At 38.0% G+C, this 13402-nt stretch carries 11 protein-coding genes; all 11 read right to left on the bottom strand.

What is annotated here, in order from left to right; genetic code table 11:
* Positions 1-33 precede the first annotated feature (33 nt).
* Positions 34-1155: a DNA polymerase IV gene (gene dinB / locus FC73_RS04395; RefSeq protein ID WP_010022004.1), complete on the bottom strand. Its 1122-nt coding sequence runs from the start codon at positions 1153-1155 to the stop codon at positions 34-36.
* Between the two features lie 75 nt (positions 1156-1230).
* Positions 1231-1617 carry a preprotein translocase subunit YajC gene (gene yajC, locus FC73_RS04390; protein WP_010022003.1) on the bottom strand — a complete coding sequence of 129 codons (387 nt, stop codon included), beginning with the start codon at positions 1615-1617 and terminating at the stop codon, positions 1231-1233.
* Positions 1618-1680: 63 nt separating this feature from the next.
* Positions 1681-2694, bottom strand: a complete 1014-nt coding sequence (gene ruvB, locus FC73_RS04385) for a Holliday junction branch migration DNA helicase RuvB (RefSeq protein WP_010022002.1) — start codon at positions 2692-2694, stop codon at positions 1681-1683.
* 14 nt (positions 2695-2708) lie between these two features.
* Positions 2709-3305 carry a Holliday junction branch migration protein RuvA gene (gene ruvA, locus FC73_RS04380; RefSeq protein ID WP_010022001.1) on the bottom strand — a complete coding sequence of 199 codons (597 nt, stop codon included), beginning with the start codon at positions 3303-3305 and terminating at the stop codon, positions 2709-2711.
* 24 nt (positions 3306-3329) lie between these two features.
* Positions 3330-5252 carry a DNA mismatch repair endonuclease MutL gene (gene mutL, locus FC73_RS04375; RefSeq protein ID WP_056936294.1) on the bottom strand — a complete coding sequence of 641 codons (1923 nt, stop codon included), beginning with the start codon at positions 5250-5252 and terminating at the stop codon, positions 3330-3332.
* Positions 5253-5263: 11 nt separating this feature from the next.
* A complete protein-coding gene (mutS, locus tag FC73_RS04370) occupies positions 5264-7921 on the bottom strand; it encodes a DNA mismatch repair protein MutS (RefSeq protein WP_010021998.1) in 2658 nt (885 codons plus the stop codon).
* Between the two features lie 13 nt (positions 7922-7934).
* Positions 7935-8744, bottom strand: a complete 810-nt coding sequence (locus tag FC73_RS04365; RefSeq protein WP_029327126.1) for a TIGR00282 family metallophosphoesterase — start codon at positions 8742-8744, stop codon at positions 7935-7937.
* Positions 8745-8827: 83 nt separating this feature from the next.
* Positions 8828-10384: a ribonuclease Y gene (gene rny / locus FC73_RS04360; protein ID WP_010021995.1), complete on the bottom strand. Its 1557-nt coding sequence runs from the start codon at positions 10382-10384 to the stop codon at positions 8828-8830.
* Positions 10385-10522: 138 nt separating this feature from the next.
* Positions 10523-11761, bottom strand: a complete 1239-nt coding sequence (locus tag FC73_RS04355) for a competence/damage-inducible protein A (protein ID WP_010021994.1) — start codon at positions 11759-11761, stop codon at positions 10523-10525.
* A gap of 23 nt (positions 11762-11784) precedes the next feature.
* Entirely contained in the window at positions 11785-12366 is a 582-nt protein-coding gene (gene pgsA / locus FC73_RS04350) for a CDP-diacylglycerol--glycerol-3-phosphate 3-phosphatidyltransferase (protein ID WP_010021993.1), read from the bottom strand.
* 74 nt (positions 12367-12440) lie between these two features.
* A complete protein-coding gene (locus FC73_RS04345; protein ID WP_010021992.1) occupies positions 12441-13400 on the bottom strand; it encodes a helix-turn-helix domain-containing protein in 960 nt (319 codons plus the stop codon).
* Between the last annotated feature and the right edge of the window lie 2 nt (positions 13401-13402).

The following is a 13402-nucleotide window of genomic DNA, read 5'->3' as shown; positions in this document are numbered from 1 at the left end:
AATTATTTAACAGTTAAGTATAACCCACTCCAGCTACATTTCAAAGCGTGGATCAGAATACAATGGCAACTTAATATTTTGAAAGCCAATGTCTGATAGATTTGTCAGCGTTATCCCGAGTAATCTAATGCCATAAGTTGCCTCAGGTAAACCATCAAAAATCTCCAGCGCCAAATCATAGAAGAGTCGAGCATCATTTTCCATAAAATCATTCCAAGAAATTCTCTTAGTCAACGTCGTAAAATCACTATATCTGACCTTTAGAACTAAAACTTTCCCATGTTTTTCATGTTTATTCAGGGATTCTTCGACCATCTTAGCAATCTTATGCAACTGTGATTCTACTTCTTCTCTGCTCTTTAATTCAGGTCCATAAGTTCGTTCCTTTCCAATTGACTTTCGCTCACGTTGATATTCAACTGGCCGATCATCGGAACCACGAACCCGACGATATAAAAAATAACCAAATTTCCCAAAATTTTTGATAAGGTCCATTTCAGATTGTCGATACAAATCCTGCCCATTTTGAATGTTTAGCTGTTGCATTTTTTGAAGTGTTTTCTTTCCAACCCCACGATACCGATCAATTGGGAGCTTCATTAAGAATTCATGACTATCTTCAACGTCAATCATGGTAACCCCCGCCGGCTTACGATAATCAGAGGCTTCTTTAGCCAAAAACTTATTGTACGAAATTCCAGTAGAAGAGGTTAGATGCGTTTTTTCCCATATCTCGCTTTGAATTAGGTGTGCAATGAGAACTGGATTTCTAATTTGCTTTTTATTTTTCGTGATATCAAGATAGGCTTCGTCCAAGGCCACCGTTTCAATACGATCCGTATACTCGTGAAAAATATCGTGAATTTGATGGGAAACATCCCGATATAATTTGAATTCTGGTGCCTTAAAAACGCCATTTGGGCACAATTCTAACGCTTTACTGGCAGGCATGGCTGAATGAACGCCAAACTTTCTAGCTGGATAATTAGCAGTGGTCACTACTCCACGACCACCAGTTTTTCTTGGATCCTTAGAGATAATTAATGGTTGATCAATAAACTCCGGGTGCTCTCTTTGTTCAATCGAAGCGAAAAAGGCATCCATATCAACATGTAAAATATCACGTGAATGATTAATTTTAATTGATTCTTCCAATATAATCCTCCTTAATCCCACCAAACGTACGTTCTTTCATCTCCAATAAAAAAGATCGGATAAATCCGATCTTTTTTATTTAGCGTTATCATCACTATTTGCAGTTTGCTTTGAATCAGCTGCTTTTTCTGGTTCGTTCTTTTTAGAAACTTCTTTTTCCTTTGAATCATTTTCTGAAGCTTTTTCTTCTCCAGGACGACTTGCACTTGCAATCGCATTGAGGTCAAATACTAAATAAAGACCATCACAGTCCAAAGTAACTGTCCGCTTTTCATTGTTGATTTGATCAACAATTCCATGAAGTCTACCAATGGTAACAACGTGATCACCCTTGCGCAGGTTCTTTAAAGTGTCTTGATGCTTTTGTTGTTGCTTCTTTTGTGGTCTGATCATCATAAAGTACATTAAAACGAACAAAAGAATTAATACAATAATTCCAGCATATTGTGATATATTTTGCATGTTTTCACCTCATTCTTTATTTAACAATAGCTTACCAAATTGAAGATAAAATTTCCAATTTATTTAATTAGTTTCTGGATATTTCCGCCCTAAATGCTCATAGCCAGCTTTAGTTACCATTCGGCCACGAGCTGTCCGTTTTAAATAACCAATTTGAAGTAAATAGGGCTCATACATTTCTGAAATTGTTTCAGATTCTTCACCGATATTAGCAGCTAATGTGTTCAAACCAACCGGTCCGCCATCATAAAAATCAATCATTGTGGAAAGTAATTTTATGTCAGTTCTATCCAATCCATTTTTATCAACTCCTAACGCATCAAGGGCCGTATCCACACTTTTAACGTCGATTTCATCATGATTAGCAACTTGAGCGAAGTCTCTGACTCGTTTTAGTAAACGATTAGCCACTCGTGGGGTTCCCCTCGAACGAAGGGCAATTTCATGAGCGCCATCTTCTTTAATCTTACTATGAAAAATTTTCGCCGACCGTTTCACGATTTTTTCTAAATCACGATCATTATAATAATTCATTCGTTCAACGATTCCAAAACGATCTCTGAACGGTGAATCAAGTAGTCCAGCTCTAGTAGTTGCTCCAATTAAAGTAAAGGGCGGCAAATCAAAATGAACGGGATGTTTAGTCGCATCATCATTTCCAATGATAATGTCAACGTAATAATCTTCCATTGCTGAATACAGCATTTCTTCCACTTCTTTTGGCAAGCGGTGAATCTCATCAATAAAAAGAATGTCTCCCGGCTGTAGTTCATTTAAAAGTGCAACTAGATCACCCTTCTTTTCGATTGCTGGTCCGGTGGTTGTTTTCATGTCAACACCCATCTCGTTTGCAATAACATTGGCTAAAGTTGTTTTACCAAGACCTGGTGGCCCGTATAATAAAACGTGATCAAGTGATTCTTCACGTTGTTGTGCAGCTTGAATGTATATCTTAAGTTTCTTTTTTAGGTCATCTTGACCGATGTACTGATCAAAATTTTGTGGTCGAAGTGACATTTCAAATGATTCATCATTTTCATCATCACTTGCTCCAGACACGATTCGATCATCTGTCATTATTTCCTCCTAACTTACTTAGTTAACAGTTTTAAACCAGCACTAATGTATTGGTCAGTAGTGTAATCTTCCTCAACTTCTTGAAGTTTTGCCTTAATTTTATCAACTTCACGTTGCTTAAAGCCCAATGCTTGGAGGGCACTTAATGCATCATCTAATTGTTTATTACCAGTGTCTTCAACATCATCTACAGAAACATTGCCAGTAAAAACATCATTGGATGTAATTTTGTCTTTTAAGTCTAACACAATTTGCTGAGCAGTCTTTTTCCCAATTCCCGGGAATTTGGTCAAATATTTAATGTTTCCAACGTTAATGGCCCTAACTAAACCATTACTATCATTGCCCGCCATGATCGCCAGAGCACTTTTAGACCCAATGCCAGATACGTTCAGAAGTTGCTCAAAAAGTTGTTTATCTTCTAAGGTGATAAATCCGTATAGCGCCACCCCATTGTCTGAAACCGACTGGTGGATATAAACTCTTACCTGCTGATCAGTATCATAGTGATAAGGATTAGCTACGTAGATTAGATAACCTACTCCATTAACATCGAGAACAATGTATTTGGGACTTACGTTCGTAATCATCCCATATAAATACTCATACATACAATCAACTCATTTCACGTTAAATTAAAAATCATTCTTACCACTTTGATGTGGATCTTGAATCCTTTTGAACATCGTCTCTAAGTCTGAATTCGAAAAATGAACCAAAACAGGGCGTCCATGGGGACAATTAAATGGATTTTCACACTCGGGCAACTTGTCTAGCAACGCCTGTGCTTGTCGTTTATCAAGATGATGATTGGCCTTAATGGCACGTTTACAGCTCATCATAATGGCTGCTTTTTCTCTAAACTGAGCCGTTGATAATTGCTGATTGCTTAAAATCCAATCAATCATTTCTTTGATGGTGTCTTCCTCCTGTCCCGCCTTAAACCAAACTGGATGTTGTCTTATTACAAAACTGTTCTTTCCAAATGATTCCAAGTGAAGCCCATTTTCTTCTAAAAGATCCAAATGACTTGAAATTACCAAAGCATCGCTTGCGGGATAATCAAGTACAATTGGAACCAGCATTTTCTGTTCGTCCCCACTGACCCTTCCAACTTGCTTTCGGTAATATTCATAATTAATTCGTTCTTGAGCAGCATGTTGATCCACAATGTACATTCCATCTGAACTCTCAGCCACTAAATATGTTCCGTGAACTTGACCAATATATCTTAGTTGAGGAAAATCATGAGAAGCATTGGGAGCCTCAGTCTTGCCGCCAAATGGGAGTTCACCCTTTTCATGCTCATATCTCGCCTTAAAATTTTGAACTGCCGCCGCATTTAAATCGGCTTTTCGATAGATCATAATTGGTTGATGGGTCGATGAATCTGAGGCCATGTGAGTAACAGAATCCATCGGATCGGGTTTCCCAGTTGATTCTTCAGTATCAGCATGAAACGTTTGCTCTCCATCTTCATACAATTGATCTAAATTAAAGGAAATTTCAGTTGAATTATGCCGGGCAACACCGTTTTTTAATGCTTTATTATTCATGGCTTCAGGAATCAAATTTTGTTTAGAAAGGGTCTCATAAATCGTTTGCGAAATAAAAGTACTAAGTTCCTTCTTTTTGGAAATTCGAATTTCTTCCTTTGAAGGATGCACATTTACATCCACTAGACTCGGATCCATCGTAATGCTTATGACCACGATCGGATATCTACCAACCATTAGTTTTGATCCGTAACCATCAATAATGGCATGATCCAATCCAAAATCACGAATAAAACGCCCGTTAACAATCACTGACGTATATTTTCGACTAGCCCGTGTTAATTCAGGAAGGCTAATATAACCACTGATCTTAAAATCGGGATTCTCTCCTTGGATCGCAATCATCTGTTTCATGTTGCGGTTCCCGTAAATTCCGGCAATGACCTGCTGCATATTATTTCTGCCTGATGTACGTAAGAGTTCACGTCCATTGTGAGTAAGCGAAAATACAATCTCAGGATGACTAAGGGCTAACCGGTTTACAATGTCGGATATTTTAGATAATTCGGTAGCTGGCGCTTTTAAATACTTTAGCCGATTAGGCGTGTTAAAGAAAAGATCAGATACCAAAACTGAGGTCCCTCTTCGAGCTTGAGAGGGCTCCATTTTAACTACTTTTCCACCATGGATCTGAATCTCAGCCCCTTGTTTTTTCCCATCAGAGGTCTTCATATCAACGTCAGACACGGAAGCAATACTTGGTAGAGCTTCACCACGAAATCCTAGTGACCTGACACGAAATAAATCCCGCTTATCACTAATCTTACTGGTTGCAAAGCGACGAAAGGCTAATTCCACTTGGTTTGAAGCAATCCCTGAACCATTATCAACCACTTCAACGCTTTTAAGCCCCGACTCAGCAACCACAATATCAATTTTGGTGCTATTAGCATCAATTGAGTTTTCAACCAGCTCTTTCACTACCGATGCTGGCCTTTCGACTACTTCTCCTGCTGAAATTTGATATGATAAAATCGTTGGTAGTTGGTGAATATCTGCCATAGTGTCACCTCCTAATTTTCTAACTTAGTTTTCCATTTGTACACCAAATTCATAATTTGAATTGGGGTTTTACTCATAAGATCGGTACTCTCCAAATCTTTAATGATTTTACTTTCATTCTTGCTTAATTGTGAATGGTTCTTAGGCTCATCAACTTTAAATAAAGCCATCTGTTCACCATCACTTAAGTCAACTGACGTTTCTGATTCAGTCTTCTGGGGAAGTGTTGGATGCTTCACTTGTGCTTCATTTTTCTGAATCTTATCATCATGATTGTTTTTCCGTTGATCATCATCCTCAAGCTTCTCAAGGACCGTATTAGCTCGTTTTAATAATTGGTCAGGAAGTCCCGCTAGCTTAGCAACATTAATCCCATACGAACGATCAGCAGGACCATTCATAATCTTATGCAAAAAGACTAAATTACCATTCTTTTCAACCGCTCCAACATGAACATTCTTTAAATGTTTTAATTCATGATCTAAATCGGTTAACTCATGGTAATGAGTCGAAAAGAGGGTTTTTGCCCCAATATTGTCATGGATATACTCAATAATGGCCTGAGCAAGTGCCATTCCATCATACGTGGACGTTCCCCTTCCAATTTCATCAAATAAAATCAACGAATTATCTGTGGCATGTTTGAGAGCTTCATTAGCTTCTCTCATTTCCACCATAAAAGTACTCTTTCCAGAAATAAGATCATCAGCGGCTCCAATTCGAGTGAAAATTTGATCAAAAATAGGCATATCAGCACTCTCAGCTGGAACAAAGCAACCCATTTGAGCCAAAATCACAATCAACGCTAATTGTCTCATGTACGTGCTTTTTCCTGACATATTAGGGCCAGTAATTAGCAATTCTGAAACAGATGGATGCATTACCACATCATTTGGAACGTAACTCTGAGCTCCCATTACCCGTTCTACCACGGGATGCCGTCCTGCCTTAACGTTTAAGTCATGACCATCATTAAATTGGGGCTTAATAAACTGATATTTCTCAGAGATGGTAGCGAAACTTTGCAAAACGTCTAATCGCGAGATTCCACTTGCTAATTTTTGGATCCGCGGGATTTGTTTTTTAATTTGATCGCGAACCCGTGTGAATATTTCATACTCCAAGCTCTTTGATTTTTCTTCAGCTTCAAGTATAATCGATTCTTTTTCCTTTAATTCCGGAGTCGAAAAACGCTCTGCGTTAGTTAGCGTCTGAAGACGCTCATAACGACTATCATCCAGTTTACTTAGATTTCCCTTTGAAACCTCAATGTAGTAACCGAAAACGCGATTATAGCCAATCTTTAGATTATGAATTCCAGTTATCTGACGTTCTTTAGCTTCCATATCTGCAAGCCACTGCTTACCATTCTTCATGGCATCCCGATACTGGTCGAGCTGTTCACTATAGCCATCTCTAATTAAACCTCCGTCAGTCACTGAAATAGGTGGCTCGGAGATAATAGCCGCTTTAATTAATTCGTATACATCATTAACATCATCAAGTTTTTGATAAATTTCATCGAATTCAGGAGTATCAAGATCATTTAACACGTGCTTGATTTTTGGAATTTGTTCAAGCGAAGTTTCTAATTGGACTAGATCACGGCCATTCACACCGCCAAAAGAAATTCGTCCAGCTAACCGCTCTAAGTCATATACTTTAATCAAATTATCAGCGAGTTCACTTCGTTCATAATAATTATCTAAAAGTGTCTCAACCAAACTCTGCCGTTGCTCAATCTCTTTTCGATCAATTAAGGGACGTTCCAACCATTGCTTGAGTTTTCTTCCACCCATTGCCGTTTTAGTATCATCGACAATCCAAAGTAATGTCCCACTCTTTTTTCCGGTTCGAATATTTTTGGTGAGTTCCAAATTATACTGCGAATTATGATCAATCTTTAAAAAAGAACTAGGTTCATATTGAACGGCGGGTTGAATGTGTGACAGACTTCGTTTTTGGGTGTCAGAAATATACGATAGCAACATTTTAAGTGAATCAAGTAAGGTAGGATCATCAATGGTAGAAATAATCTCATCTGAATCTATTTCAGAGATCTGGTCTTCATGAGAAATTAGAACTCCAATCCCCTTTAATTGATCAATTAAATCACTATCAATCGATTCATCAACAACAACTTCCTTAGAATTCAAGTTAATCACTTCATTTAAAACAGCTTCCGCGTTTTTTAACAAACTAACCTTTAATTCACCAGTGGATAAGTCAATGTATGAGAATCCATATGCATTATTACTTTCACTATAGGTCACCGCAGTTAAATAATTATTAATCTTTGCATTTTCAGCGTTAGCATCCGTCTGAGTCCCTGGAGTTACTAATTGAATGACATCACGGTCAACCATTCCCTTAGCTGTCTTGGGATCTTCCATCTGTTCACAAATTGCCACCTTATATCCCTTATCAACCAGTGTATCTACGTAACTCTGCACTGATTGATGAGGAACTCCACACATGGGAATGGGATTATCAGATTTTCTGCTGCGCTGTGTTAGGGTCAACTCCAATAATTGAGCTCCCTTAACGGCATCTTCATTAAACAATTCATAAAAATCACCAATACGATAAAACAAAAAAGCATCAGGATACTGATCCTTAACCTCCTGATATTGTTGCATCATTGGCGTTGTTTGTTTTGATTTTGCCATGCGTTACTCTCCTCTAAAATTCTTGGTACGGATGATCCTTATTAATTAAAATGTTCTTAATCTTTCGTGCTTTTCCCGATTTACTGTCAACATCAATGTAACATCCTGATAACACTGCACTACCTGTTTCTTGCACTTCAAACCGATTGGGCCTTGCTGTCATAAACTTATTAATGACTGGCTCAAACTTCATCCCAATGACCCCATCATTTGGTCCTGTCATTCCGGCATCGGTTAAAAAAGCTGTCCCGTGGGGCAAGATTTGACCATCACTAGTTTGAACGTGGGTATGAGTTCCAACCAAAGCTGAGATTCTTCCATCCAAATGAAGAGCCATGGCCTTTTTTTCACTAGTAGTTTCCGCATGAAAATCAACAAAAATAATATTCACGTTATCTTTGTGTAATTGAGCTAGGAGATTATCCACATCCTCGAACGGATCGTCAATTTCATCCATAAAAACCCGTCCCTGAAGATTAATTACAGCCACCAGGTTGCCATTCACGTTCATTTCTATGTATCCATGTCCTGGAACATCTTTTCCAGGATAATTAAGTGGACGAATAAGATTTCTGGTTTGATTGATAAACTCGAAAATTTCGGAATTATTCCAGGCATGATTTCCCAGAGTAATTACATCAGCTCCAGCATTCATAATTTTTAAATAAAGTTCATGATTAATCCCACGACCTACCTTAGTAGCATTTTCACCATTTACAATGGTGACCTGAGGCTTCAAATCGTGTTTTAATAATGGTAAATATTTTTCTACCGTAGCCACTCCAATATTACCAACCGTATCTCCTAGAAACAAAAATCGCATATCCATTCCCCGTCTTCTAATATAATATCTTTATTTTACACTGATAAATTGAAATAAAAAAGACCAGAATAATGTCTGATCTTTTACTTTGCATATTCAACTGAACGGACTTCTCGAATCACATCAACCTTGACGTGACCAGGATGATTCATTTCCTTTTCAATCTTATCTTTAATATCTCTAGCAAGCACAATTGCTTGGGTATCAGAGATATTTTCGGGCTTGGCGATCACTCTAATTTCACGTCCAGCTTGAACAGCGTAACTCTTTGAAACTTCATCAAAGCTATTACTAATCTTTTCAAGTTTATCAAGACGATGAACAAAGCTTTCCAGTGAGTCACTCTTTGCACCAGGTCGAGCCATTGAAATCTTGTTGGCAACATCAACTAACTCTGAAATCATGTAATGAGGCTCACTTTCAGGTCCACCTAATTGAATTGCATCAATTACCTCGGGACTCTCACCATACTTTTTTGCGATATCAACGCCAGCATCAATATATGAAACATCCGTTCCACTATTAGACGACAAGCCAATCTCACGCAATAATCCCGCTCTTTTCGCTAATGTAACATCTTCACCTAACTCAGCAGCAAACACTCCCGCCAATTTTGCTACTTGAATGGAGCGTGATAAAACATTTTGTCCATATGAAATTTTGTATTTCAATTGACCAATTAATTTAATCAAATCAGGGTTCATCGAATGAATCCCTAAATCAAAGACAACGTTTTCCCCAGTTTCTTGAATTTGGGCTTCGAGTTCTTTCTTACTCTTATCCACCATCTCTTCAATACGAGCCGGATGAATCCTTCCGTCTTTAATTAACTTTTCAAGTGCCATTTTGGCGACTTCACGTCGAACCGGATTAAAACCACTCAAGACCACGGCATTAGGAGTATCATCAATAATTAAATCAATTCCTGTAAGTGATTCAAAGGTTCTAATGTTTCGACCCTCACGTCCAATGATTCTACCTTTCATATCATCATTGGGTAAAGTTACTACAGACACAGTAGTTTCTGAGACAATATCAGCTGAACTCTGCTGAAGTGCTTCAACAATTAAATTCTTGGCATCCTTAGCAGATGCTTCCTTAGCAGAATCGTAACTTTCTTTAATCATTTGAGCACGAGTATCAGCCAATTCTTGCTTCGTCTCATCAATTACCATCGTACGAGCTTCCTCTTTAGTTAAATTAGAAACTCTGGCAACCTCCTGTTGCCTTTTTTCAATAAGTGAATCTGCTTTTTGTTGTTTCTTAGTCAGTTCTTGCTTCTCTTTTTCAAGTTTTTCTTCTTGACGTTCTAATGAATTATCTCGCTTTTCAAACGCACTATCTTTTCGATCAAGTGTCTCTTCACGTTTTAATAACCGATCTTCCTGTTTTTGAACTTCAAGTCGACGCTTCTTCAGTTCTTTTTCTACCTGAAGACGATAAGCATTACCCTTTTCCTTTGCTTCTAAATTAGCCTCTTTAAGCGCATTTTCAGCCTGCTTCTCAGCATCCGAAAGGATATCCTTGGCACTCTTATGAGCAGCATCTAACTTCTTCTCAGATACTTGCTTATAAGTAAACTGACCAATCAAAAAACCAACAACTACAGCGATAATAGCGGAAACAACTGTAACTATCATTTACATATGCCCCCGTATCACTAATAAAAAATTTATTTAAATAACTAACACAAACGTTATTCACTTCTTAATTCTAAAGTTTAGAAAAATTAGTGTCAACTAGTATGTACAAAAACAGGATACAAATATCATCCTATTTTACTTTAAATTATCGTAAACCATTTTAAGACCACACTTAGTAGCGTAATCTCGAATCTCATTTCGATCTTTGCCAAAGTTAAATTCTTTCGCCTTTACATCTCCGTCTGGGAGCGCAATTCCAACCCAAAAGTTTCCTGCTGGATGTCCTTCCAATTGATCTGGTCCCGCAACTCCAGTAAATGAAACAGCAACATTGGTATTAAGTAGCTTTTTTGAATTTTGTGCCATCCATACGGCGGTTTCACGCGAAACAACTCCATGATCGTTAATGACCTCAGTGGGAATATGCAGAACGTTTTCTTTAACCTTAGCTGAATAGGTGACAAATCCACCAGGAAAGACTTCAGATACGCCAGAGACATTTCCAAGTCGACTCTGAAACATGCCGGCTGTGAGTGACTCAGCTGCTGTAATCGACAATTTCTTATCCTTTAGAAGGCTAACGGCCACTTTAGCTAGGGAATTATCGTCACCGAATCCATAGAAATACTTGCCAACGATTGTATTAACCTTTTGAACCATTCCATCAATTAGGTTATCAACATCAGCTTTTTTAGATCCACTAGCAGTAATTCTGAGAGTAACTTCATTATGCTTAGCATATGTTGCAAGCGTTGGGTTACTTTGGTTAGAGATTAGAGGCTTTAATTGATCTTCAAGTTCAGTTTCCCCAATTCCAAAGAAACGCATTACTTTCGAAGCAATCACTGGATTTCCACTAGCCATCTTGGACAAGATTGGCAAAGCATATTTAGTAAACATATGCTGCATTTCAACTGGAGGTCCAGGTAAAACTAAATAATCACATTGCCTGGTCTCTAAAAACATTCCAACTGCAAATCCATTATCATTCGGTAATACAGTTGCACCATGAATGTATTTAGCTTGCATGTCGGCTGTCGTTGGTTCCTTCATTGGATAAGACTTATAAAAGTCATTAATTTTTTGTAGAGCATGCTCATCTGTATCGAGAGCAAGTCCCAGATGTTTAGCAAGAACTAGTTTAGTAATGTCATCTTCTGTGGGACCCAGTCCACCACTTAAGACAACCAAATTGCTTCGACTCTCAGCGAGGTTAATAACCGATTCTAGTCGCTTATAGTTATCGCCCACAGTATCTTGAAAATAAACGTCAATTCCAAGATTAGCTAAGCGACGGGCAATGTATGGAGCACTTGTGTCAGTAATCTCACCTAAGAGAATTTCCGTTCCGACTGATACTATTTCAGCATTCATCAAATCACTCCTAACAATATTAATTAAAATGAATCAGAAAAAACTTTTCGATTTTTGTAAAAATACTCAATCCCAGAGTAAATGGTAAAGAAGAGACAAATGTACAAACAAATCTGTCCCACTGGTAAGTTAAGATTGTTAAATAAGGCATTATTCAATAGCAAAATAATAATTGCAATCATCTGGAAAAAGGTCTTTATTTTTCCAGGCCATGCTGCTGCAACTACTTCCCCATCGTTTTCAACGATAATGAGTCTTAATCCAGTAACCGCCAATTCCCGGCAGACAATGATGGCAGCAATCCAACTAGCAACACTTCCTAAACCTACTAAAACAATAAAGGCACACATTACAAGCATTTTATCGGCTAAGGGATCAGCAAATTTTCCAAAATTAGTCACCAGATGTTGCCGACGAGCAATTTGTCCATCCAGGAAATCCGTTAAAGCGGCCACAATGAAGACGATCGTTGCTAAAATTTGAGTAACTGGAATCATGGTTCCTATAATCATCACACTACCCAAGTCCATGGGTACTACCAATAAAATCAAAAAGATTGGTATAAGAATTATTCTAAATAAAGTTAATTTGTTTGGTAAGTTCAAAAATCTATCCTCCTAGGATCAAACGCTAAAATAACGACCTGTTATCTTTAACAGATCGTTATTTTGGTTAAAGTTTATTTGGTCAACTTGAAAGTAACGTTTCTAACCTGAGCACTGCCATTATTAGCAGGTTTCTCTAAGTTGGCCTTTTGCCCGTTAATGGTAATATCAGTTGCAGTAGCATTACCTAAATTAACGTTAAAGTCCTTAGAGTTAGCAGGAATGGTTACCTCATGGGTTTGATTAGGATTCAAGGTTCCTTGCCAAACCTGTGATCCATTAACGGATACAGCCGACCATGATTTAGTGGTTCCCTTTAAATTAACCTTAGTTTCTTTTTCATTGGTCTTAACGTTATACTCGTTCTCATTTGACCCTTTGGTAATTTGAGTTCCAGTAGCCTTAGTATTCTTTGACTTAGCTTTTGCTTTATCCTCAGCAGCTTTTTGTTTTGAACTGGAGCTAGCTTTAGAGCTGGAACTATCGGATGAGACCGAAACAGAGGTGGTGCTTGAGGCACTATTAGAATTATGATGAGCTAATTTCCCTGCGCCAACCCAAATTACACCGATAATAATAACCACGATAATTACAATTCCAACGATCGGAACTAACTTTCTCATATTCCAACCAGAGTGATTTGGTTCTGGACTGGATGGATCATGACGAGCAGTTCTTTGACTAGACTGTTGTGATTGGGCTGGCTCTGGTTGATTCCCAGTATAATTCTGACCCTCACGACTTTCATTATCAATAGAATTGACATTTTCTCCACCTGGCAGATCTTGGTCATACTTTTGAATAAACTCACTTCCGTTTAATCCAACAGCATCAGCAAACTGCTTAACAAACGCACGCACGTAAAAATCACCCGGTAGCGCAGCAAAGTTATCTTCCTCAATTGCCTCTAGATAACGTTTCTGAATTTTAGTTTTCTTTTGAACGTCATCAATCGACATCCCAGCGTCAACTCTTGCTTTACGGAGTAGTTGACCAATATTGACACTCTTTTGATTTTTATCTTCTTTATCCATAT

This window comes from Fructilactobacillus fructivorans, assembly GCF_001434095.1.
In the GTDB taxonomy this organism is placed as follows: Bacteria; Bacillota; Bacilli; order Lactobacillales; family Lactobacillaceae; genus Fructilactobacillus; species Fructilactobacillus fructivorans.
The sequence above is the reverse complement of the archived record's forward strand: the minus strand, read 5'-3'. Positions and strand labels throughout refer to the sequence as shown.

What these genes read in the sequence shown, in the direction of transcription:
- yajC (WP_010022003.1), bottom strand. Translation starts at nt 1,617, where the DNA reads ATGCAAAATATATCACAATATGCTGGAATTATTGTATTAATTCTTTTG.
- ruvB (WP_010022002.1), bottom strand. Translation starts at nt 2,694, where the DNA reads ATGACAGATGATCGAATCGTGTCTGGAGCAAGTGATGATGAAAATGAT.
- ruvA (WP_010022001.1), bottom strand. Translation starts at nt 3,305, where the DNA reads ATGTATGAGTATTTATATGGGATGATTACGAACGTAAGTCCCAAATAC.
- mutL (WP_056936294.1), bottom strand. Translation starts at nt 5,252, where the DNA reads ATGGCAGATATTCACCAACTACCAACGATTTTATCATATCAAATTTCA.
- mutS (WP_010021998.1), bottom strand. Translation starts at nt 7,921, where the DNA reads ATGGCAAAATCAAAACAAACAACGCCAATGATGCAACAATATCAGGAG.
- FC73_RS04365 (WP_029327126.1), bottom strand. Translation starts at nt 8,744, where the DNA reads ATGCGATTTTTGTTTCTAGGAGATACGGTTGGTAATATTGGAGTGGCT.
- rny (WP_010021995.1), bottom strand. Translation starts at nt 10,384, where the DNA reads ATGATAGTTACAGTTGTTTCCGCTATTATCGCTGTAGTTGTTGGTTTT.
- FC73_RS04355 (WP_010021994.1), bottom strand. Translation starts at nt 11,761, where the DNA reads ATGAATGCTGAAATAGTATCAGTCGGAACGGAAATTCTCTTAGGTGAG.
- FC73_RS04345 (WP_010021992.1), bottom strand. Translation starts at nt 13,400, where the DNA reads ATGGATAAAGAAGATAAAAATCAAAAGAGTGTCAATATTGGTCAACTA.